General features: G+C 56.9%; 22 protein-coding genes. 13 read left to right on the top strand and 9 right to left on the bottom strand.

Annotated elements, in window-relative coordinates; translation table 11 throughout:
• Positions 1–190: 190 nt before the first annotated feature.
• From ACX3M4_RS26585 to ACX3M4_RS26545, 9 genes are all read right to left on the bottom strand, one after another.
• Positions 191–769, bottom strand: a complete 579-nt coding sequence (locus ACX3M4_RS26585) for an OmpA family protein (RefSeq protein WP_459355990.1) — start codon at positions 767–769, stop codon at positions 191–193.
• Positions 770–792: 23 nt separating this feature from the next.
• Positions 793–1,212 carry a hypothetical protein gene (locus ACX3M4_RS26580; RefSeq protein WP_459355989.1) on the bottom strand — a complete coding sequence of 140 codons (420 nt, stop codon included), beginning with the start codon at positions 1,210–1,212 and terminating at the stop codon, positions 793–795.
• Between the two features lie 155 nt (positions 1,213–1,367).
• A complete protein-coding gene (locus ACX3M4_RS26575) occupies positions 1,368–1,637 on the bottom strand; it encodes a hypothetical protein (RefSeq protein WP_459355988.1) in 270 nt (89 codons plus the stop codon).
• 195 nt (positions 1,638–1,832) lie between these two features.
• Positions 1,833–2,366 (bottom strand): hypothetical protein, encoded by a 534-nt coding sequence (locus tag ACX3M4_RS26570; protein WP_459355987.1) that lies wholly within the window; start codon positions 2,364–2,366, stop codon positions 1,833–1,835.
• Positions 2,367–2,807: 441 nt separating this feature from the next.
• Complete coding sequence (locus tag ACX3M4_RS26565; RefSeq protein ID WP_459355986.1) at positions 2,808–3,599, bottom strand: transporter; 792 nt, start codon at positions 3,597–3,599, stop codon at positions 2,808–2,810.
• Between the two features lie 49 nt (positions 3,600–3,648).
• A complete protein-coding gene (locus tag ACX3M4_RS26560; protein WP_459355985.1) occupies positions 3,649–5,166 on the bottom strand; it encodes a DUF1254 domain-containing protein in 1,518 nt (505 codons plus the stop codon).
• Between the two features lie 90 nt (positions 5,167–5,256).
• Positions 5,257–6,690, bottom strand: a complete 1,434-nt coding sequence (locus ACX3M4_RS26555; RefSeq protein ID WP_459355984.1) for a DUF1254 domain-containing protein — start codon at positions 6,688–6,690, stop codon at positions 5,257–5,259.
• A gap of 222 nt (positions 6,691–6,912) precedes the next feature.
• The gene (locus ACX3M4_RS26550) at positions 6,913–8,526 is read right to left on the bottom strand and encodes a DUF1254 domain-containing protein (protein WP_459355983.1); all 1,614 of its coding nucleotides are present in this window, start codon (positions 8,524–8,526) and stop codon (positions 6,913–6,915) included.
• Between the two features lie 103 nt (positions 8,527–8,629).
• Positions 8,630–8,986: a helix-turn-helix domain-containing protein gene (locus tag ACX3M4_RS26545; protein WP_459355982.1), complete on the bottom strand. Its 357-nt coding sequence runs from the start codon at positions 8,984–8,986 to the stop codon at positions 8,630–8,632.
• Positions 8,987–9,074: 88 nt separating this feature from the next.
• Between ACX3M4_RS26545 and ACX3M4_RS26540 the strand changes: the two genes are divergently transcribed.
• The 13 genes from ACX3M4_RS26540 to ACX3M4_RS26480 all read left to right on the top strand — a co-directional run bounded on the left by ACX3M4_RS26540 (position 9,075) and on the right by ACX3M4_RS26480 (position 20,918).
• A complete protein-coding gene (locus ACX3M4_RS26540; protein ID WP_459355981.1) occupies positions 9,075–10,097 on the top strand; it encodes an AraC family transcriptional regulator in 1,023 nt (340 codons plus the stop codon).
• A 1,428-nt stretch (positions 10,098–11,525) separates the two neighbouring features.
• Complete coding sequence (locus ACX3M4_RS26535; protein WP_459355980.1) at positions 11,526–11,828, top strand: hypothetical protein; 303 nt, start codon at positions 11,526–11,528, stop codon at positions 11,826–11,828.
• Positions 11,822–12,580, top strand: coding sequence for a nucleotide-binding protein (locus tag ACX3M4_RS26530; protein ID WP_459355979.1), 759 nt, complete (start codon positions 11,822–11,824; stop codon positions 12,578–12,580). Before ACX3M4_RS26535 ends, ACX3M4_RS26530 begins: the two co-directional genes overlap by 7 nt.
• On the top strand, positions 12,577–13,038 hold the full coding sequence (locus ACX3M4_RS26525) for a hypothetical protein (RefSeq protein WP_459355978.1): 462 nt from the start codon (positions 12,577–12,579) through the stop codon (positions 13,036–13,038). Before ACX3M4_RS26530 ends, ACX3M4_RS26525 begins: the two co-directional genes overlap by 4 nt.
• 14 nt (positions 13,039–13,052) lie before the next feature.
• Positions 13,053–13,391 carry a TrbC/VirB2 family protein gene (locus tag ACX3M4_RS26520; protein ID WP_459355977.1) on the top strand — a complete coding sequence of 113 codons (339 nt, stop codon included), beginning with the start codon at positions 13,053–13,055 and terminating at the stop codon, positions 13,389–13,391.
• A 55-nt stretch (positions 13,392–13,446) separates the two neighbouring features.
• On the top strand, positions 13,447–13,728 hold the full coding sequence (locus tag ACX3M4_RS26515) for a hypothetical protein (protein ID WP_459355976.1): 282 nt from the start codon (positions 13,447–13,449) through the stop codon (positions 13,726–13,728).
• Positions 13,728–16,106, top strand: a complete 2,379-nt coding sequence (locus ACX3M4_RS26510; RefSeq protein WP_459355975.1) for a VirB4 family type IV secretion system protein — start codon at positions 13,728–13,730, stop codon at positions 16,104–16,106. Before ACX3M4_RS26515 ends, ACX3M4_RS26510 begins: the two co-directional genes overlap by 1 nt.
• The gene (locus ACX3M4_RS26505; protein WP_459355974.1) at positions 16,061–16,882 is read left to right on the top strand and encodes a hypothetical protein; all 822 of its coding nucleotides are present in this window, start codon (positions 16,061–16,063) and stop codon (positions 16,880–16,882) included. Before ACX3M4_RS26510 ends, ACX3M4_RS26505 begins: the two co-directional genes overlap by 46 nt.
• A 3-nt stretch (positions 16,883–16,885) precedes the next feature.
• Positions 16,886–17,902 carry a type IV secretion system protein gene (locus ACX3M4_RS26500; RefSeq protein WP_459355973.1) on the top strand — a complete coding sequence of 339 codons (1,017 nt, stop codon included), beginning with the start codon at positions 16,886–16,888 and terminating at the stop codon, positions 17,900–17,902.
• 46 nt (positions 17,903–17,948) lie between these two features.
• Entirely contained in the window at positions 17,949–18,116 is a 168-nt protein-coding gene (locus ACX3M4_RS26495; protein ID WP_459355972.1) for a hypothetical protein, read from the top strand.
• Complete coding sequence (locus ACX3M4_RS26490) at positions 18,116–18,835, top strand: VirB8/TrbF family protein (RefSeq protein ID WP_459355971.1); 720 nt, start codon at positions 18,116–18,118, stop codon at positions 18,833–18,835. The genes ACX3M4_RS26495 and ACX3M4_RS26490 overlap by 1 nt, the downstream gene beginning before the upstream one ends.
• Positions 18,832–19,815: a TrbG/VirB9 family P-type conjugative transfer protein gene (locus ACX3M4_RS26485; RefSeq protein ID WP_459355970.1), complete on the top strand. Its 984-nt coding sequence runs from the start codon at positions 18,832–18,834 to the stop codon at positions 19,813–19,815. The genes ACX3M4_RS26490 and ACX3M4_RS26485 overlap by 4 nt, the downstream gene beginning before the upstream one ends.
• Before the next feature lie 2 nt (positions 19,816–19,817).
• Positions 19,818–20,918, top strand: coding sequence for a TrbI/VirB10 family protein (locus tag ACX3M4_RS26480; RefSeq protein ID WP_459359506.1), 1,101 nt, complete (start codon positions 19,818–19,820; stop codon positions 20,916–20,918).
• Positions 20,919–20,971: the final 53 nt, after the last annotated feature.

Below are 20,971 nucleotides of genomic sequence, written 5' to 3'. Positions count from 1 at the left end.
TCAACGTTGCCAGGACTAGGAGCAGCGCGCTGCAGATGCGAATAGGCGACATGATGCTTTCCACTTGCTTGATTGATACTTTCTGCGGGCAGGCGATATGCACCTGATTGTCCGGAGTATCACACTTGCGTCCTGCTGCGCCCGAAATTGTCCCTGGTCGGGGCACTTTCGGGCGTCAGGAACTCTCGGCTTACTTGTAGCCGAGGTTGATCAGCTGAACGCGCCTGTTGACGGCTGCGTCCGGATTTGAGGGATCGCGCAGCTGCTCCTCGCCAAGACCGACGGCAAAGAGATATTCGCCGGGCACCCGGAACGTGGTGACCAGCGCCTCACGGACGGCCTGGGCCCGCTTGATGGAGAGCTCCAGGTTGTATTCACGCGCTCCCTTGGCGTCGGTATGACCGACAATGAAGAATGTCTGGCCTGCCAGATAGGGCGTGTGCAGTGCGTCCGCGATCAAACCCACGGTTTCATAGGATTCCGGAGCGATGTTTGCGGAGTCGAAATGGAAAGTGATCTCGACGTTGAACTGGCGCAGCGTTGCCAGCTTGTCCGCCAGGGGCAGAGTATTGGGCGAGTTGGCGCCCGGATATTTCTGGATGTTTTCGATGGCCGCTTTCTGCAGTGCGTCGGCGCTGATGTCGACTTCCTGCTGGGCCCCTTGCAGCGAATTGATGATTTCGTTACGGCTGAGACTGGTCTGCGAAAAGGCCGCCGCCGTTGAAGCGATAAGCGCGGCGACAGTGCCGGCCAGAAGATATTTGTTCATGGAAATTGCCTCTTGATCCTGGCTTAACGGTAACCGGCGAGGTCGATCGCACTGTTACATTTGCTGCTCACTGATGGCTGTGCCTTCAAGAGGCAACGCAGCATATGGCCCGCGCCGGGTTTGACCCCCTTGCAATACTGGGCCATGTCGCGATTGCAGATTTGCGCGACCTCGGCCTGGGCTGCCAGCCGGGCCTGGATCAATCCGATGACGACCACGCGGTCGGCATTGCACTTCTGCGATATCTTGGACTGGTTTTTCTCCAGGCAGGCCGTAATGCCGTTGTTTGCCAGCGAAGCCGATTGGCAATGGGCCTGAATGTCCTTGCCGCAGCTTGCAGCCAGGAGCTTGATCGCTTCAGCAAACCCGACGGTCTGAGAAGCAGCCGCAGATGCCGACAGCAACAGGATACTTGCTGCGATGGCTAACCTTCTGAATTTCATGATAATTACCTATAATTGATAGAAGCTTCGATTTGCAATCATGTAAATGAGCTGCGTGTATCTTGTGCGTTCGGGAGAACGCACAAGATACCCTGACATTTCAAGATCGATCGGCCTCTGGCCGATCGACTGATTTCAGTCGGACGACCTCTGGCCTAGTCGACATTTCCGATGTACTTGGCCTGATTGATTATTTCCTGGCATTTTGCTTCGTCGCCCTTTTTCCTTTCGGCATTTGCGTTTTCGAGAAGCTCACGCATCTGTTCCGCCGTGGTTTCCGCGATTCCCTGTTCCTGGGCGTTGACGATCGCATTTTCCACCTTGTCTATATCGGCCGAACAATCAGCCAGCGCGACAAGGGGCGATGTAATCGCAACGACCACGAAAACTATTGCTCCAATTCCAGAGTGTATAAGCTTGTCCATTTACTAATCTCCCGCTCTATTTACTTTCCCTTGTGACTGGGAACGTTAAGAAACGAACTGATTTCTTTTTAGATTGATGAGAGACACAAATCTTGCTGTCCAATTACCCTGCACATCTAGTTTGCGCCTAGTCGCGCAAGCCATGCTTACGGCCAGACGCAAATCTTGTGATCACTTCACAAATCGGACCAGCCGCTAGCGCCACATGACCCGTCTTGCGGTTCTACGCCCAGCCCTGCGTGCAACTCCCGCATAAGACAACGGCGTAAGTGGCGCTCCAATCAGGTCAATGAAGAGCGAAGCCCAGGTGCCGGAAACCTCCGACGGCCCATCGAGCACTTCCACCTCGTAAACGAGGTCGCTACCCTCCAGTGTCGGGTTTTTGAGCACCAGTGTGACCTCGACCGCCTCACCGCCATTGTCTGCGGTCAACACAGCATTGGGCGGGTCTTGCTTGAAGCTGTCGTCGCCGGTAGCCCAGTGATCGACAAATTCCTTTGTCGTCACACGGCCAACGATGCGTTCCGGCCGGTCGGAAAAATACAAGGTGCTTGCACTTGCACCCGTAAGGGTCAGCTTTCCGCCAGACAATTTGGCGCCGCCGCTGTTCTGTACGAATAGCAGTTCGGCTTCTTCCTCGGCGGCGATAGCCGGGGCGACTGTTGCGCCTGCAGCTATGAGACCCGTTGCCAGAATTGCATCTCGTCTGTTCATTTTTCCGATACTCATGCGTCATTTCTCCTAGTGTTAAGCTGGCGAAAAAAGCTGTGCGCTTCCCATCCCCGGCGAACTTGAAACGTGCGACATCAGGACGGCGGAATATTCATACCGAGGCTTATGGATGGTCGCCGATATGCCGTTTTCGGTAAGACCTGCCGTTCCTGCCTTAAGCGTTATGAAGCAGATTGTGATCGCGGCCGACTGTTCCCTGTGCCGATCAATCCGCATTCATTGGTTTTCCTGTATCTCAGGTTAAATCGATTAAGTCGGAAGAGCCTCCGACGGCGAAACTGCGTACATCGGTGGGAGAGCATCTTTCAGCGCCAATAACACTCAGCGTTTTCCATGCTTCAATAGCAGGATCCGTAAAAGTCATACTATTTTGATCTTGCCTCGACGACGCAAGTGGCACTCCGAATGACAACATACTGCTCCCGCTCCAAAACACGGCTATTTCGGGAAGAGGAAGGTTACCGCCGCTCGAGCTCCGAAACCCTCGGGGCCGTTGCTTGTACTTGCCGCGTAGTAGCGAACACCCGCCTGAAAGCTGATCGGCTGCTTGTCGATCGTGACGAGTTTTGAAACCATTGCGTTTATGGGGATCGACCATTCATCGGAAACCCAGTCGTAGGTGGACTCCGAATTCAAGGTGAATGTCCAGGCATCCCTGGTCGTGTAGGAAACAAAGGGCTGGATGAAGGTCGAATTCACATCGCTCCGGTTTTCATCACCTGCAAACGACCAGACGTGATTGGCGAGAGCACCAACTGTCCAAGGACCACTCTGGTGAAGTACGACGCCCGTGGGACCTGCACCCCATTTCCTGGAACTCAGCAAGTCGTCGGTGCCGGTCGGAACCAGGAGAACCGGCCCAAGGCCCCAGATCAGGCCACCTGGTCCCGGAGCCTGAGGAGAAACAAACAGGCTCTGCGTCGTATCGCCCAGTCCGAACTGGGTACCCGAGTTACCCGCTATATCATGCTGCCAGGCTACCGGGACGATGGTTCGGGAAATCAGGTTCCAATGCTCGTTCAGGGTTATCGGGATAACCGGCTGGATGTTCAAGGTTATCTTGTTGCCATCCGATGGACCAATCCCCTGATCGTAATTCCATTGCAACGGCACGCTGATCAGCGCAGCAACCGGGTTGGAAAGCTTCTTGGCCAAATCAGCATCTTCGGCGGAGCCCGAAGCTGATGAGCCAACAAGAATTGCGGTCGCAATCAAAACGCGTGTCAACATGTCTTCACCAGATCTATTGCTTCAGTGGTCGAAACGAGAAAACGTTGTCTTACTCTGTGAGTTCGATCTCGCCTGGCTTCCATGACTTGTCGAACCAAGATTCCAACGGCCCGTAGAGGCGCAGGACGACGTTCCAGCCTTTGCCGGGCACCGTCTGGACCCAATTGTTCTCATGGCCTTCGGGCGCCGTTGGACCGAACCAGACATCGACTGAAGAATCGGGGTTGATCACGATGTTCTTCTTGTCACTGCCTATGCTGGGGAATTGCTGGTCCGTCTGCAGCATTGAGCGGGTCTGATTGTCATATACGACGAACGACCAGAAATCCTTCGCAGGAATATCTGGCGGCAGATGTACCTTGTAGGTCTTGCTGCCGTCGAGAGGTTGCTTTTGGGCATCCACCGTCGCCGCAGCGTATTGTGACCCGATGCCGACGCGCTTGATCGCCATAGCCGGCGTGATTCCGGTAGCGTAATAGTGAAACAATACCCGAGCATCGAGAAAACGTACGCCGGGCTGTAGGAGAAACTCGTAGCTGCCGCCGACAAAGCCCGTAAACCACGCGCTGCCGGGGTAATAATAAGCGTCTTTCAGCCGCGACTTGAACGTGAGCGTGCGCGCAGTCCCGTTCCCGACAGCCACGGCTTCCGTAAGGATCTTCTTCATTCGCTCGTCAGGCGCGAATGGTTTCCCTTTTTCGATGCCGATGGAGGCGAGTTGCCCAAGCACTTCCGGGTGGTAGGCTTCATTGGGCTCATACTGAACGATGTCGTTCACTTCCTGGTAGAAATGAAAGTCATTTGCATGGATGGTGTTGAATTCCTTGCCGGAACCGTTGACGAAGTTCATGGGTGGAGGGCTATCCGCGTCCGAAAGTCGATAGACCTTGAACAGTTTCTTGGTGTTCCCGACTGCGGGTACCGTGCTTCCGTTCTCAAGGAAGCCCCGGAAAAAGAGCAGGTTGCCATAGGTCGCCGACCGCAGCACGAAATAGCCGCCCGGCACTTCTTCATCGTAGCCCGGAGGCAACAGTAGATACTTTCCACCCTTGCCCTTGTCCGGCCCGGCATTGCCGACGTCGCCGACATATTCGAACCAGTGGTTGTCGATGAAGCCGAGAATGTTCGGCGGCGTCTCGATCACAAGAGGTCCAGCCTTGGTGTCAAGCCACATCAGATTATAGATGCTTTCCGTGTTGCCGGTGAGGAACAATGAATGTGAGTCCATCAGGTCTTCAAAGATCAGGATGGACTGGTTGTTGTCGACACCTTGGCTGGCAAGGCCATTGCGGAAAGCTTCCATGGATGCACCAGGCATGGCATTGAGAAAAGCTTCAACGCCGCGCATGAAGTCGAGATTGTCGTAAAGCTTCTCTGAAGTTTCGTCGTCCGGAAATCCGTCGAAGAAATTTAGCTTGCCAAGTCGGGTGTCGACGCTTTCCGGCGTTACAATCGACTGTGGGATCGGAGTTGTCATTTTCATGTGGGGCGCTTCTGCGGCGGCACCGCCCAATCCAACCAGCAACGCCACAGTGGTGACGCAAAGCAGTCCCGACATGTTTTTCATAGTTCCATTCTCCTCGCCGCTCAGTGTGCGAATTCATCATTGTACTCGTGGCGCCTAATACGGCGCCACGGTTCGACATATTCGCAGCGGCTATTGCGCCACTTCGAGCGCCGGTGGCTGCCAGGAGCCCTTGCCGACCGGCAGAATGGACGGCGCCTCGGTCTTCGGCCAGTACATCCGCAACGCCAGATAGATCGGCCCATCCGGAGCCGGCAGCCAGTTCGTCTCCCTTTCTTTTCCGGGAGAATCCTTCTGAATATGGAGTGTCAACGAACCGTCGGCATTCTTCTTCAGGTCAGACAACATCGAGGAGTTGATGAGGTAGCGGTTGATCGGATTCTTGATCAGGAGCTGCGTCTTTCCATCATACATTGTCAACGACCAGAATGCGTTGACGGGCGGCAAGGATCCGGCGGCAAATGTCAGCGTGTAGTCCTGCTTGCTGCCGTCGAGCTCGTCGCCATTGGCGGTGTTCCTGCCGAGGATATAGACCGCTTCAGCCGCATCGTTCCCGTATATGCCCGCCGAGGCGCCGGCTGCCCGCTTGACCCAATCACCGTCGATAAAGGGGGCATCTCCCCAAAGATCGCTGACTGACCATCCATTCGCTTTGAAAAGCTTCTGCCCGAGGTATTCCTTCACCTTGGCCTCGCCATCGCGCATGCCAAGCGCGATTTCGATTCTGTGCCCAAGCGGCAAATCCTTGAACTGGAACGATTTGCCTGGTCCGACACCGATCCTGGCGAGCTTTGCGCGAATTTCTGCCTCGGCGGGAGTGGCGGGGGCGAATTGCAGGGCAAAGTCCAGATACTCGAAGAAATTGGTCTTGACGAGATCCTTGTCCACCTTTGGAAAGTCGACGGCCGGAGCCTGTGCAGGGGAAGGCTTGCCCAGGTATGTCGACAGCGTGCTTACCTTGTAGCCCGCCTGAACCTTTTCGACATTTGGCATGTCATCGGAGCCGAAAAGCTGGGTGCGATAGACCGCGAGAGAGAATTGCGTCGACGACTGAAAGACCTTCTTGATGCCGTCAGGCGTCTCACCCTTCCAGTCGGGGCCGACAACCATGTAGTCGCCGGCGTCATTGCCCGTCGCGCGGCTGCCTATGTAGCCGTAGTTGTAGGTGTTGCCGTCGATCAGTTGGACTGAGTAGTAGCGATTGCTCTCGACCGCAGGTACCGACAGGACAACCGGCTCAGCCCGCAGATCTAGCGACGCGACCGAGTACGGCGTGTCGCTGTTCGGGCTTATGACCGTCGTATCCTTGTAGGTGTAGACACGAGCTTCATTCTTAATCTGATTGAAGGGTGCTTTAAACTGCCCCGAATCCTGATCGATCGCATAATCGTACATGATCGCATAATCCATGACGATCGGCAGGCCGTAGACATAACCCTCCTCGGCGATTGATTTGGTCTCCTGTACCCCTGGCCAATCGTCAGCCATTGCGGGTGCGGTCACCGCTACCAATGTCGCGAGGGTCAGACAGCCGCTCGCCTGCTTCAACCAATAATCAAACCGCATAAGAATTCTCCACAGTTGTCGCTCCAATGGCCGGCCCCCAGCGCCCGACAACTTTGGTTGGGTACGCGTGAGCAATGGCACCAGCTTGCCGATGGGTACGAGCCGGCTAACTGCAAGGTGTTGAAGTCATGACAGAATTTTCATTGATCAGCGGCGCGGTCGGAATTTGGCGCGCCGCCGATCGGGGCCGATATTATTCTGTATTACTGGCAGCGATATCCGTCACTGCACCAATTCGACTTCGCCGGGCTGCCAGGACTTGTCGAAGAACGAGGGTAGGGGGCTGTAGAGGCGCAGGATATTGAACCATCCCTTCTTCGGATCGGTCTGGATCCAGTTACCACGGGCGACGCCTTCAGGCTGGTCCGGGGCGAACCAGACCGTCGTCGTGCCGTCTTGGGCTGCTTCAGCCGCGGGCGAGGGATAGCTCTGGCTGCCAGCGCGCGGATACTTTTGAGGCGTCGCCAGCATCGAGCGTGTTTGATTGTCGTAGAGCGTGAACGACCAGAAGGCCCCCGCCGGGATATCCTTGGGCAATGTCACCTTGTAAGTCTTCGAACCATCGAACGGATCACCCTTGGCGTCGCTGAAGGCGAGAAGATACTGCGACCCAACACCCGGGATCTGCATGATCATCCCCGGGGAATCGAGTGTATAGGCGTAGTAGAACCAGGTCCGTGCATCGAGCGTCCGGGCGCCGGTCGGCGGCAGCGGCTTGAACATGCCGTCCTCGAAGGCGGGCGGCGGCGTTTCGAAGAACGCGCCACCCTGCCAAAGTGGCAGGTACCACTGCGAGCCCGGATAGCGGACCCAGTCCGGGTTTTCCTCAAGACCTCGCCATTGCAACGCGCGACCGACCCCCTGGCCCACGGTGGCGGCATCGGTGAGGATCTTCTTCATCCGGTCATCCGGGGCAAATTCCTTGCCGTGGGCAATGCCAATAGCGGCAAGCTGACCGGAGAGTTCGATGTCATAGCTCGTCGCCGGCTCGTTCTGAACGTTCTCGTTGATCATCTCGAAGAAGCCGTAGTCGCTGGGAGGGATCGTATTGAACGACTTCCCGCTGCCGTTGATGAACTTCATATCGGGTTTGGTCGGCTCGCCGGCCAGCTTGACCTCACCCTTCAACGCCTCGGCGATAGAAGTCCCGTAGCTGCCGGGAGCGTAGGGGTAGATTTTCAGGTTCTGCTTAATGTTGGCGACGGCAGGCTTGGGGTCATCTCCGTCGGCGAGGAAGGCCCGCATGGCGTAGAGGATCGTTGTTGTTTTGGAATGAGCGACGAAAAATCCGCCTTCCGGCAGCGGGCCGTCGTAGTCGGGTCCGACGATCAGGTACTTGCCGCCTAGTCCGCGGTCAGGACCCGGCTTACCTACGTCGATCACCCAGGAAAACCACATGTCGTTGATTGTGCCGAGGCCGTCGGTCGGCTGTTCGATCACCACCGGTCCGTCCGACAGGTCCACGTAACTGAGATAGTAGACGGTGTCGGCATTCCCGGTCAGAAATAGCGAGCTTGCGTCTAGCAGCTCCTCAAAGATGATCACGTCGCCGCTACCGGCGCCCAGCTCTTTGAAACCCTTGACCAGCCCCAGCGCCGAGGCGCCGCGGAAACTGTTGTTATAGACGGTAAGCGCGTTGGTGAAATCGAGTGTGTCGAAAACCTTTTTGGCGGTCTCGGCGCTCGGTACGCCATCTTTGAAGTTGAGAGTGCCGATGCTGGTCTCAACGCTTGCCGGGGCGGACAGCTTTTCGAGAGTCTTCTGGCTCACATCAGCCCATGTCGGGCTGAAGGAGGCGCTGAGCGCCAGGCAGCTGATGAGTGGAAAACGAAACATTCTCAAATTCCTTTACAAAATAAAGGGTGCGACGCCTAAGTCGGCCGGCAGGAAGCGTAAGTTTTCAGGAACAGTCTGTCCGCCCATTTCGCGCCACCTGGTTTCAATTCTTGGATGGCCACCCAAATTTTCTCCGAAAGATCCGGGGTGAGCAGCCAGCCCATCGGGCAAAGGCGCGTGAAAAGCCGCTGGGCGTGCTGTAGCCGCTCCTTGCCGCAATCTCCTGCACGTCCAGATCGGTCTTGCAAAGTAGGACACGGGCAATTTCAAGCCGGCATTCTTCAACGATCGCGCGCAAGCTTACGCCCTGGTCTGCCAACTGGCGTTGAAGCGTCCTGGAACTGGCACCGAGTTGGGCAGCAATCTGACTGACCGAGACGGGACCCGATAGAGCAAGTGTCGCCGCGACGGTTCTTACCCGAAGGGGATCAGCGAAAGATTCTTTCTCACGTAAGGGCATGCATGTTAAAACCTGTGAACGCATCCAGAAGGTGACACATTGCGACGGTTCACTCTGCCCATTTAACGCCAACGCGAGTAACAAGTTGATGGAAATTGCGATCGTCAGGGCGGCGCATTTGCACCTTTATCTCGAGGAACTCAAGGAGATCGGTGTACCTGTCGAAAGCGAGCTAGCGCGTTCGCGCCTGCCGCACTGGACCCTCGACGATCCTGATGCTTATGTCAGTTTTGCACTTTGTCTCGAATGGCTCGCCAGTTGCAGCCGCGACTTCGAGCTGATGGATTTTGGTTACCTGTCAGCCAGACGCGCAACTCTGGGGTCGCTGAGTCCGGCATTCTTGCGTGCGATCCTCGACGCGCCAACCGGGTTCGCGCGTTTCAAGGCATTCCTCCGCTGCGCGTCCCTTGAGGACAACGTTCTGTCAATCCGAATGCAGCCCGAGGGTGACCAGGTCCGGGTGATCAGCACAATGGAAGGGTTCCAGAACAATCCTTTCATTGGTCTAGCCGAATGGGTAGACCTCCAGGCGATGATCTCGATCGTCCGAAGCGTTGCGGGACCTCTCTGGTGTCCGCAGGAGATGACTTTCGTTTCGCGTCAGCGTCCGACACCCATTGTACAGGAAGCATTTCCGAACACGCATATTCTGGTGGGCAAACCTTGCACGTCGATCCTGGTCAGCAAGGATTTGCTTGCTCGACCATGCACGCGTGACTTTGGTGTTGCGGCGGACGACGCGAATCTCCAAACCAGAGCAATTCCGGACGAAGACATTGCGGAATGGAATTTTGCAATGGCTCTACGGGAAGTCGTTCGGCCCTATCTGCCTGGCGGGTATCCCGCCCTACGCGAAATGGCAGAAGCGTTGCAGATGAGCGAACGAACGCTCCAGCGGCGGCTGCAGCACAGCGGTCGATCCTATTCAGACATCGTGCAGGAGGCACGTTTCGATCTTGCGCGTGCACTGCTCGTTGATCCTTCGACGAGGATTATCGACGTTGCGCTGGCTGTGGGCTACGAGAACCAACAGCATTTTGCTCGGGCATTCCGGCGGATCGCAGGCGTCTCCCCGACTGGTTTCCGCAGGTCAATCGCCGAAATGGGATAAGTGTGGAATCCAAACGGTTGTTCACTCGCATTGAAGTTCCGAAACTGGTTGGTGATCAAACACAGTTAGTTTCGGGGTTGATGGAATGAACAACCATTTTGGATTCCACACCTAGGGTAGATCTGATCAGCCAGAAGCCGTGCCTCGCCAGCTTTAGGGCGTCGGTCGCCTAAGTGGCTGGCATCATATTGCGAGTGTTAGTTGGGCGCCACATGGCATTGCTATCGAAATGGCAAGCGAGCTTGATGTCGCGCCCGTACAACCGCTTCCAGCGCATAGCCGCCGCTTGCGCAAGTCGCAGCGAATGACCGCTTCCCGCCCAGTCAGGACCTCATTGCAAAGCGCGGCGAATGGCTGCTTAGGGGCTTTGAATTTAAGATCACGAAAGACCATGATGAGGGCGCTTTGCTGTCATTGAAACATTAGGTGTTGAATGATCACTCCGGGCCGAATGCAACCGTGCGAGCAGCTCTCACAAATGTCCGCTTCGCTGGTTCAGCAACCGGAACTTGCCAATCCCCTCCAGGCTTCAAGCCGGACACCTTGGTGCTAGATCACACGCGGTTAGCAATTCATCCGCGGTAGCCAACGAATGACCTGAAAATCCTCCCTTTCGCCGCCGTCAGCTAGAAAAAGGCTGGCGAGTTGGACTTGCGTAAATTCGGGTCAATTTTGAGTTATATGTTTGTCTTCTACTTTTATCGCTGTCTTACGCTGTTCTCACGGATTGTCGTAAAGCCGCGGGAAACTCAGGAAATTTCCAAACCATCTTATCAAAACATATACAATTCAATGACTTGTTTTGCTGAGTGGTTACAACCCTGTACAACGACCGATGAGATTTGATGTTCGGCGACAACTTTGGATATGCTTTAGGACAACTGAGGGTTTTTGCGTACTTTTTCGGAATTGGGTAAGACGGCAAGATAGAGAAAGTGAGGCACTTTCTGGATGCATGACCTCTTGAACTCATTCATTTTGCTAACTTATTCGCCTTCGTCTCAACGCAGAAACCGCCGCTGCGGGAGGTTTAACCCAGCCTTAAGCATCAATTTATCGCTGTGGAAAACTCGCCTAGATTGACAGAATAAAAGATGTACAACCAAGTCGTCGGATCGTAGAACAGATCCCGTTAGCAGCTCAGGCGGTCCTTATGTGGAAGTCAGGACCGCCCGAGCCTAGCGAACACCAAAATCGTCCTTTGATGTCCGCGTAAGGAGACCCCTACAAACTCCGTTTGGTCTGTATTGGCCGTATCAGCTTTCGGCAGGCTGATGCGTTTTTAGCTGAATCGCGCCGACTTTGCGGCCAGTACAACCATCTTTCAATATTCATCAACAACATTGAGGGCGTTCTGCTTCAGAACGTTAACGACCCATGACGTCTACATCTTCCGGTGTTGGACGGGCTCCTTGGGGTCAGGCTCCCATGGAGCTTGTGACCAATTATGCTCAAATCAAGACCATCGTCGACAGCTCTCCATCACTCAGATCAGCCTTCAACCGGTTGCAGGCGGAAGGGTTGGTCACCGTCAAGTATGACGCTTTCGCCAAATCCTGGAAGAAGATGCAGGCAAAGAAAGCTGACAAAGCCGCTCAGAGCCCGGCTGCTAAGCAACAGGTTTGCGATCAGACGCCTTCGGCCACACCGCCAAAGGTCAGAAAACCGCTCCCGGAAATCAACAAGTTTACAGTGCCAACCGGTTCTGACGGGGTGCGAGACCAATGGTGAAAACCGTCCATCTTGTCATGCAGGGCAAGGGCGGTGCCGGCAAGAGCCTCACGTCCTCCATGCTCGTTCAGTATCTCCATTACGCCGATCACAGGGTGCAGGCGATTGACCTCGACCCGACCACGCCTACCCTTTCCGCAATCAAGGGTCTGAAAGCTTTGCCGATCCAGATCATGGACGGCGACGATATCAATCCGCGCCTCTTCGATCACTTGATGACACGGGTTTTCGAGGCTCCGGAAGAGACTCATACGGTCATCGATACAGGCACCTCCTCCTTCATCGCGACCTGTTCTTACCTTGCCGAGAACAACGCTTTTGATCTCTTGCAGAGCTTCGATGTCCGAGCGTTCATTCACTGCCCTATCTGCGGCGGCGCTGCGCTCGACGACACCTTTAACAGCCTGCTTGCCATTCTTGGTCATTTTCCGGATGTGCCGGTTGTCGTCTGGCTCAACGAGTTCTTTGGCCCGGTTGCGAATGAAGGGCGCAGCTTTGAAGACAGTAAGATCTATCAGGACAATCGAGACCGGATTGCAGCCGTGATGTGCCACCCGCGTGTTCAGGCCGGGACGTTCGGAGAAGACATTCGGGCGATGATGAAGGCCAAGCTCACCTTCGATGAAGCCATCAGCTCGAACGACTTCAACGTGATGGCGCGCCAGCGTCTCAAGATCTACTGGACCAGAGCGATCGAGCGTCTGGACAGTGCCGCCTTCCTAAATGCCATCGAGCAGGAGGCAGCTCAATGAGCGCTGCAGCTGTGCAGAAAATCGATCCTGCCGTCACCGAGCAGTGGAAGCAGATGACGCTCGAGGAGGCAATCGAGGTTGCCCATCGGGAAACAGGAATATCCTATCAGAAGGATGATCCGATCCTGGCAGTGGTCTCGATCCTGAATGCCTTCGGGGATCGCCTCAAGGGACTCCTGGAAGACGAACGGAACCGGGTTTCCCATCAGTTCCAGAACGACGTTTCCGGGGTGAATGAGGCCATCGATCACAAGGTCGATGACATTGCGAGCACCATCCAGAAAGTTGCCCGGAACCTCGGCAACGACAACATCCAAACCGTCGTCTCGGCTGTCGCACAGCATGCGGTAGAATCCGACCGGATTGTCCGGGCCATCCGCAAGGCCTTTGTCGGCTTTAGCACCCTCGCGATCACCAACTGGCTGGCTGTCGCCGCCTTTTATCTCATCCTGAAATAACAAGGATTTTCGAAATGAGGTTTCTCAAGAGACTCGGACTCTGCCCAACACTTCCCTCAAAGGTAGAATTTGAGAGATCTACTCTCAAACTGATTGTAGCTGCCGCTGCGTTGTTCCCGGCTCGCGCGATGGCACAGGACTGGTCCGCACCGGCGACGAGCATGCTGGAATCTCTCGAAGGCGGGTTGGTCAGCATCGCCGCCCCTGTGATCGGCGTTGGCGTCATCATCTACGGCATTTGGGCGATGGTCACCGGTCGCATCGACATCATGCGGCTGGCGCAGCTTGTCGGTGCCGGGGCGCTCGTGATCTTCGGCCCGACCGCGCTTCGCGCCCTTCTCTCGGCAGCTTGAGAAGGGGCGAGGCATGAAAGCGCAAAGTCCAATCGCACTCCACATCCAGGAGCCGATGAAGATCCTCGGCATGCCACCGCTCCACGCAGCCCTGGTGATGATCGGTGAACTCCTGCTCGCGACCACTGGCGGGTTTCTGGCCGGAAATGTGGTGGGCTTTGCGCTTGTCGTGCTCACCACCCCACCAGCGGTCGCCTGGATCATCCTGCTGCGGCGGAAGGAGCCGCATTGTGAAGCTCTCCTTCTGCATCCGGCAACCTTCTTCCAGGCGAAGAAAGTCCGCCTCCTGATCGCTGGTTTCCCGCTCAAAACTTCAAACAAGAAAGCAACTCAATAATGCTGCTTGGCATATTTTTGACAGGCGCAGCCGCCGTTGGAGCTGCCACGCTCGCCAGTTCCAGAGGCCGCAAATATCTGCTCGGCGACGTGGAACAGGACTGGCTGGCGAACGAGCTGGAATTCGATCAGTTGCTTGCTGATGGCCAGACCGTTTCGCTGAAAGACGGTTCCTTTGTCCGTGTGTTTTCGCTCGCCGGCCTCTCCTATGAAACCCGAAGCGTTCCGGAACAGGAAGCCCTTGCCCGCGGCCGGGCCAGCACCTTCAACCAGTTTCTGTCGGCTGGATCTTCCCTGCGTCTCTTCGGCATCAAACGGCGGCGGGATGTGAGCTTCCAGGCCGACTGGCCGTCCATCACCTTAAAGCAAGTTGGGGATGCCGAGCAGCGGCTCTATCAAAACGCCTATTCGCTGGTCTGGTATCTGGCCCTGACAACCAAAACGTCGACCGAACTCGAAAAAACCACGCGCGGAATGATGAGTGGGTTCACGGACTACAACATCCGTCCGGTCAGCGCTGCTCAGGAACTCAATCATCCTTGCGAACTCACCCGCGTTCTCAACTACCTTGTTTGCGGTGAGCTGAAACCGGAGATCGCTCGCCTCAGCGCCGGGATCAGCGCCAACCTGCCGGCGTCCGACATTCATGTTTCGACGGACGGCGCTATAGATACCTACACCCCACACAAGACCTTCAACAGGGTCATTGCCGTGCGCGGCTGGCCGGAAACGGTGTCCGGAATGCTGGTGTCCCGCCTGCTCGCGCTCAGTGGCGAGATCGAGGTGTGCCAGGTCATCAAGCCGCTCGACAACACCAAACAGATTGCCCTCTTCACCCGCCAGATTACCGAGCAGAGGCATAACTTTTTCGGGACGGGCGCGGTTCTGGCCGAACTTGAGACCGTGAACGAAGACCTCCTCAACAACACCCATCAGCTGCAGGAAACGCAGTTTCAGATCACGCTGCGGTCCGATAGTGAGGCCGGGTTGATTGCCCTGATCGATCAGGCGACATCGATCCTCGACAATGCGAGGGTCCGCTACAACATCGAGACGGCTGGAGCGGCAACCGCCTGGTTCAACCGCATGCCCGGCCGGGACAAGCTGCTGCGCCCCCTGAAAATCACGGAAAGCAATGTCGCGGCGCTGTGGCCGTTCCAGTTCTCCCCGATCGGTCTGTGTTCCAGCCCGTTCGGCGACCGGCCGGTGAGGCTCTTCAAGACGCCCACTGGTCAGAACTATGCCTTCCAGTTCCATGTCTCGGACAAACCGCAGTCACCTGGCAACTATCTGATGTTCGCTCCGACCGGCGGCGGCAAGTCCACGCTGATCCTGCATTTGCTCGGCGGACTCGCGAAGTTCAGTGGCGTGCGCAACTACGTATTCGATTCCAAGGATGGTGCACGCTTCATGATCGAAGCGTTTGGCGGAACCTATCAGGGCTACCAGGACCTCGCGCTCAACCCGCTCGACATCGATCTTGCCGACAAGTCCGCCCGTCACAGGGTTCGTCTAATTCTGCAGGCGATGCTGGGCGAAGCCTTCGACGAAAACATGGACGACCATCTTCACACCGCGCTCGACATGGCCGCCGAGCTCGAACCGGGCCTCAGAACCCTCGACAACATCTATGGTGCGGCCTTTCCGGCGCAATCAGAAATCCGGCGCGCGTTTGCAAAGTGGATAAAGGGCGACGACGGCGCCGAGGGTCAGTTCTCCCACGTCTTCAACGCCCCGCGCGATCAAATCACCGGGTTTCTCCAGAAATCCTTCCTTGTCGGCATCAACATGAACGAGGCGCTGATGGATCCTGTCCTGGGACCGCCTGTCGTCGCACATATCTCCGCAGCGATTTCCGCGGCCGCGAAACAAGGCGAAGGCGGCTTTTCCATCTTCATCGACGAAGCGGCGAATTTGCTGCGCAACAACGGGTTTCGATCCGTTGTCCGGGAGATGTACCAGGAATACCGCAAGCTGAATGGCCTGGTCGGTCTCGCCTTTCAGGAGCCGGGTGCACTGCTGGAATTCGATGGCGCAACGGCCATGATCGAGAACGCGCAGACGCTGTTTTTCCTGCCGAACTCCCAGGCCAAGATCGAAAATCTCGAACCCTTCAATTTGTCTCACGAGCAGATCGCGTTCATCAAGGGTGAAGGCGACATGAAGGGCGGGCGGCAGGTGCTCGTAGTGAAGCGCTTCGAGGCCGCGAATTTCAACGAAAGCACGATCTTGGACGTCGACCTGTCGGGCCTCGGCGATGCCTTGCGCTTCTACCGGTCAGGGCCTTCCGCGGTGAAGGAACTAGAACGAACCAAACAGCAATGGGGTAACCAATGGCTCGCAAATCTCCGAAGACCACGCTGGCATGCCTGCTGGTGACAGCGGCTTTTGTCACGCCGGCGGCAGCCACCATGGCCGTCATTGATGTGAAAAACATCGCCGAGGCGCAGAAGCAACTGATGACTATGAAGGACCAGTTGGACTCCCTGAAAGATCAGCTGAAGACCGCCAAGGAAAGTCTTTCGGTGGTGACCGATCAGTTGAAGGTCGTCCAGGAAGCCAAGGGCATTGCCGACGAGACCCTGTCGTCCATCGGCAGCATCGGCAATCTCTCTATACCGTCCCTCAATTTCCAATCGCTTGCTTCCAGCGTCTCCGGGGACATGGCTTGCCTGATCCCTGACTACAAGAAGCTCATGCCATCCATCAAGCTGGAGGACGTCGACTTCGGTTCGATCTGTGAACGCGGCAACGCCTACAAGTCCGGACTGGTCGCGACACCGGAGTCCCTGACCGAGGGGACCTGGGAGCAAAAGTCCAACGTGCAGAAGTCGGTTCATCAAAATCGCATTGCGACGATCACGGACGCCACCGTCAAAGGGTTGGCGCAGTCCGACGAAGCCCATGAGACGGCTGTCAAAACACTCGAGACCGCCCAGGAGTACAAGAGCGCCGGTCAGACCGCCGAGACGGTTCAGGATCGGCTCCAAGTCCTCATCGAACTGGAGGTCGCGCAGCTCGTCGCCACGGCCCAGACCAATCAGATCCTCGCACAAATGCTGAAGATCCAGGCGTCGGATGCCCTCAACAACGGGGTTCCGATCGCCAGCGAAGTCGCCGAGACCCGCAAGTACAACGGCGAAAGCGAGGAATAGGCCATGGCGACAACCGGCTGCAACATCTGCGCGATTTTCACTGCCTACCAGAGCCACGCTGAATCGACACTCGACACGCTTGTTTCGGCGATACATGGCCCGCTGCAAACCATTCTGATGGGCATTGTCGGCATTTGGGCACTCTGGATCGGCATTCAGGTCTTCGTAGGCACGCTCGATTTGGCGGGCGCTCTGAAACAGGTCCTTTTCATGGTGCTCGGCTTTGGGGTCTATATCGGCCTACAGGGCGGCCTGATCAGCGAAACTTTCAACGTATCCGTCAACGTGATGGGCGGCCTTGCCAGTCAGATCATGGGTCAGGGCGGTGCTGGTCTTTCCGGATTGGATGCTTTGCTTCGCGGTGTGGAAACCGGCATTGGCGGCGTCTTCAACATTGCGACAGCCATCATGGGTTCGGGCGGTTGGACGGATGCCCCAAAATACATTCTCTACGGCGTCGCGCTTCTCCTGCCCTACGTCATCCTGTTGGTGCTCTTTCTGGCACACACGGCCGTTTCCCTCTTCCGCCTGACAGTCATCCTCGGCATCTCACCGTTTCTGGTGGGTCTTGCCGCTTTTCCCTTCGGCCGTAATCTGATCGCAGCCGGCGTCCGGACCATTGTCGGATCCATCGCCACAATGCTGTGTGTCTCCATCGTATTCTCGCTGGTCATCGCGAGCGTCGAAGGGCTTGGCGTCACCGGAGACGCAAACGTCATCGCTGAGGACTACATCGATCTCACGTCCGGCCAATTTTTGCTCGCCCTAATCATGGGATGGCTGGGAGCGGCACTGATTTCCGAAGCGGTCAACATTGCAGGACACGTATCCAGTTCGGTTCTAGGAACTGTTTCCGCCGGGATCATGTCGGCCGGTGCCATGCGCGGCGCATCGATAGGCGTTTCTGCTGGAAGGTCAACAGCCGAGGCGACCGGGAGAGCGGGAAGCTACATGCATGAAAAGAACTGGGCCTCTCCGCGACCGCGTCCGGGCGGAATCACCAGCACCGGCGGTTCGTAAGCATCGCTCTCATCCCTTCCATTCTTCGTTCCCAAGGTCTTCTTCAATGAAACACCTCAGACTCGTCCTGTGCCTGGGTTTCCTCGCTGCCGGCTGCGCCAAGGTGGAAATGCCGATCAAGCCCGACGGCATCGACAAGATGCGTAAGTCTCCTTGCGCCTGCACAGAGATTCAATTTCAGCCAGGTTCCTTCGAATGGGTGGAGGCAGCCTGATGGCGATCCTCACCCTTTCCCGGTCGGACCCGGCTTTGGATCCGGAGATCAGTCCGGAACCTAAGCACGCCAATGTCCTGGCGGCCGATCCCTTCGCCTATAAGACTGCCCACCGGCGCATGGCCTGGCTCTTGCGGCTGTCGGTTGGCATGAACGTTGCGCTCGCAATCTGCGTCGTTGCCTCCATTCAGGCGCTTGTTTCACTGGTACCGCTCAAGGAAACGGAAATCGCACTGCTGCGCGCCGATCCGAGCGACGACCGGATTTACCGGGTCGAGCCGATCTCCGTTGAGGTCGACGGTTTCGAGCTGATGCTTGAAAAGCTCGCCCGCCGTTACGTGCATCAGTTGCTCACCATCGACGATACGACCCAGAACACCCGCTTCAAGGAAGTCCGGACCTATTCGGATCCAGCCTTCTTCAACACGTATGTAAAGACCAACAAGACGATCATCGAGGAGGCGATCGAAGACGGTCTCAACCGCTCGATCACCATCAAGGGTGCCTACCAGGTCGATGCCTATGACGGCGTCTATCTCTATGTCGTCGAGTTTCTCCAGACAGACAGGATCGGCCGCGAACAGCCGAAGCGCCGCCACTTGCGCGCTTTCCTCGAAATGACACCCCGCCCTCATGACGTGACTGCTGCCGAGCGCTTCGAGAACCCGCTCGGTATCCGCGTCCTTGGGCTCTCCATCAAGGAGCAAGCTTCCAAATGATCTCCCGCTTTACTGCTGTATTGGTAGGTGCCACCATTGCCGGCAGCGCTCTTGCGCAAACACCGCTCGCACAAGGCCCGGCAACGCCCAGTGCTCCGGTTTTGACGACGACGCCGACCCAGCGGATTGCCGCTGCAAATTCGGCGGTCGCGTCCACGCTGCCTGTTGGCTCGGTCCCGCAAGCCCAGGCCCAGGCCGCCGGAAACTTCGGCCCCCTCGCCCGCCCCGACAGCATCGGAGGTCAGATCCAGGAAGCCTGGTCGAAGCCCGGCAAGAAACAGGGCATCCATGTCCAGAATTATTGCGGCGATTGCGTCTACAAGGTGCGGCTGCGGCAATACATGGTCAGCGCAATCCAGCTGCCAAAGGGTATAAAGATCAAGTCGGCCGATCTCGGTGACGCTTCCCGCTTCGAAGTCAAGAAACGTTCCGACAACACGCTGGCCGTCAAGCCGACCGGGTCCGGTGTCGACAGCTCGATGCTGGTCTACACCGACGATGGCGATGTCTATTCCTTCTATCTGCGCGCGGAAGGCATCAACTCGAAGATCGTCCCGGATGTTTCCTTCCGGATTGTCGGCCCACCAAGTGCCGGCATGTCCTTTGTGGAGTTTGACCCGCAGGGCAATCCTCTGCCGAACGGTGATGCGGCACTTGCCACCCACGGATCCAACGACTTCCTGCAGACCGCGAAATTCGATCCGGGCGCGCTGCGCGGCTGGGACCAGTACAAGCTCTGGGGCGACAGGAAGCTGCGGCCCGAGCAGGTCTTTCGGGACGATCACTTTACCTACATCCAGTTTGGAGAGAAGTGGAACGACCTGGAATTGCCGACCGCCTATGTCGTGGTCGATGGCATAGACGAGTTGGTCAATACCCGAGTCCAGGGAACCACTTTCATTGTCGAAAGCACGCACCGCCTGATCACCCTCAAGTCCGGCCAGTCCTTCATGTGCATCCAGTACAAGGGGGCCAAGTGATCATGGCCGTCTGCGAGATCCTTCTGGCGCTCGGCCTGACTTTCGGCGGCGCCTGTCAGCCGGAGCCGGCGCAACCACGTGGTCTCCCCGCCAGCGACCCAGCTGTGTTCACCTACGAAAAGCCCGAACCTTCGAGGCCCGTGCAGGAACCGACGGTAATCACGATGCCGCCGGTGATCATCGAAAAAGAAGTAATCAGGCAAGTCGAAGCGCCTCCGCCGCCACCCAAGGAGGTCGTTCGAACCGAGTATGTCACCAAATACCTCGAACCGCCCAAGGCCGTACCGCGTCAACCGACCGAGTACGAGTTGATGCTGCAAACGGCGTTGCGTGAGCGGGCCGTCATGCAGTCTCGGCTGAGCGGAGCAGACATCACCGGCGACTTTTCCGACGCGGGCAATCGGCCCCCGGTTCAGACCGCCAACCTTCCGGGGTTCCCTCCGCCCGAAGGCATCGACCCTCAGAACGACCGCTATTCCGCCCCGCCGCGCTATTCAACCGGTGCGGTGGACAACACCCGCATCCTGACTGCCGACCGCTACATCACAGGCATTCTGGAAAGCGGCATCAACAGCCAGCTCGCCGACAATGGCTCCGTTGTCGTCCAGGTCAGCCGGGATGTCTACGGCTACCACGGTCGCACAAAGCTGGTGCCAAAGGGTTCGCGGATGATCTGCGAATACGCCTCCGTTGACAAGGTTGGCCAGACCCGCGTCGGCTTCTCATGCAGCCGAATTCTCCTGGGCGAAAGCCGCGCCGAGATCTACCAGCTCAAGGCCCACATTGGCGACGCACAAGGCTATGCGGGCCTTTCCGGTGAAGTGAACAGCCGTTTCTGGGAAAAGTATGGCTCCGCCATCCTGACCACAGGCATTGGGACCGCCGTCGAGGCGGCCGTCTCCGGCTCACAACAAATCGACTCTTCGAATTCCAACATTGTCGCAGATGGCTTGTCCGGGGCCAGCGAGAATATTGGAACCATCACCGCGGCGCTCCTCGAGGACACCGTGGACCTCAAACCAGTCATCCGGATAGCCCAGGGCACACGCGTTCAAGTGCGCCCGAAGTTCGACTGGTACCTCGCCGATCCTACCCAAAATTAGGAAGACTGGAATGCGATACACTAGGACAGTGTCTTGCGGCCTGTTGGCGCTCT

Source organism: Roseibium sp. M-1, from assembly GCF_054515675.1.
Note: the sequence above shows the minus strand (reverse complement) of the source record. Positions and strands in the feature narration are given on the sequence as shown.

Excerpts from the sequence above, each read along its gene's own strand:
- ACX3M4_RS26585 (WP_459355990.1), bottom strand. The coding sequence starts at position 769 with ATGAACAAATATCTTCTGGCCGGCACTGTCGCCGCGCTTATCGCTTCA.
- ACX3M4_RS26580 (WP_459355989.1), bottom strand. The coding sequence starts at position 1,212 with ATGAAATTCAGAAGGTTAGCCATCGCAGCAAGTATCCTGTTGCTGTCG.
- ACX3M4_RS26575 (WP_459355988.1), bottom strand. The coding sequence starts at position 1,637 with ATGGACAAGCTTATACACTCTGGAATTGGAGCAATAGTTTTCGTGGTC.
- ACX3M4_RS26570 (WP_459355987.1), bottom strand. The coding sequence starts at position 2,366 with ATGAGTATCGGAAAAATGAACAGACGAGATGCAATTCTGGCAACGGGT.
- ACX3M4_RS26565 (WP_459355986.1), bottom strand. The coding sequence starts at position 3,599 with ATGTTGACACGCGTTTTGATTGCGACCGCAATTCTTGTTGGCTCATCA.
- ACX3M4_RS26560 (WP_459355985.1), bottom strand. The coding sequence starts at position 5,166 with ATGAAAAACATGTCGGGACTGCTTTGCGTCACCACTGTGGCGTTGCTG.
- ACX3M4_RS26555 (WP_459355984.1), bottom strand. The coding sequence starts at position 6,690 with ATGCGGTTTGATTATTGGTTGAAGCAGGCGAGCGGCTGTCTGACCCTC.
- ACX3M4_RS26550 (WP_459355983.1), bottom strand. The coding sequence starts at position 8,526 with ATGTTTCGTTTTCCACTCATCAGCTGCCTGGCGCTCAGCGCCTCCTTC.
- ACX3M4_RS26545 (WP_459355982.1), bottom strand. The coding sequence starts at position 8,986 with ATGCCCTTACGTGAGAAAGAATCTTTCGCTGATCCCCTTCGGGTAAGA.
- ACX3M4_RS26540 (WP_459355981.1), top strand. The coding sequence starts at position 9,075 with ATGGAAATTGCGATCGTCAGGGCGGCGCATTTGCACCTTTATCTCGAG.
- ACX3M4_RS26535 (WP_459355980.1), top strand. The coding sequence starts at position 11,526 with ATGGAGCTTGTGACCAATTATGCTCAAATCAAGACCATCGTCGACAGC.
- ACX3M4_RS26530 (WP_459355979.1), top strand. The coding sequence starts at position 11,822 with ATGGTGAAAACCGTCCATCTTGTCATGCAGGGCAAGGGCGGTGCCGGC.
- ACX3M4_RS26525 (WP_459355978.1), top strand. The coding sequence starts at position 12,577 with ATGAGCGCTGCAGCTGTGCAGAAAATCGATCCTGCCGTCACCGAGCAG.
- ACX3M4_RS26520 (WP_459355977.1), top strand. The coding sequence starts at position 13,053 with ATGAGGTTTCTCAAGAGACTCGGACTCTGCCCAACACTTCCCTCAAAG.
- ACX3M4_RS26515 (WP_459355976.1), top strand. The coding sequence starts at position 13,447 with ATGAAGATCCTCGGCATGCCACCGCTCCACGCAGCCCTGGTGATGATC.
- ACX3M4_RS26510 (WP_459355975.1), top strand. The coding sequence starts at position 13,728 with ATGCTGCTTGGCATATTTTTGACAGGCGCAGCCGCCGTTGGAGCTGCC.
- ACX3M4_RS26505 (WP_459355974.1), top strand. The coding sequence starts at position 16,061 with ATGGCTCGCAAATCTCCGAAGACCACGCTGGCATGCCTGCTGGTGACA.
- ACX3M4_RS26500 (WP_459355973.1), top strand. The coding sequence starts at position 16,886 with ATGGCGACAACCGGCTGCAACATCTGCGCGATTTTCACTGCCTACCAG.
- ACX3M4_RS26495 (WP_459355972.1), top strand. The coding sequence starts at position 17,949 with ATGAAACACCTCAGACTCGTCCTGTGCCTGGGTTTCCTCGCTGCCGGC.
- ACX3M4_RS26490 (WP_459355971.1), top strand. The coding sequence starts at position 18,116 with ATGGCGATCCTCACCCTTTCCCGGTCGGACCCGGCTTTGGATCCGGAG.
- ACX3M4_RS26485 (WP_459355970.1), top strand. The coding sequence starts at position 18,832 with ATGATCTCCCGCTTTACTGCTGTATTGGTAGGTGCCACCATTGCCGGC.
- ACX3M4_RS26480 (WP_459359506.1), top strand. The coding sequence starts at position 19,818 with ATGGCCGTCTGCGAGATCCTTCTGGCGCTCGGCCTGACTTTCGGCGGC.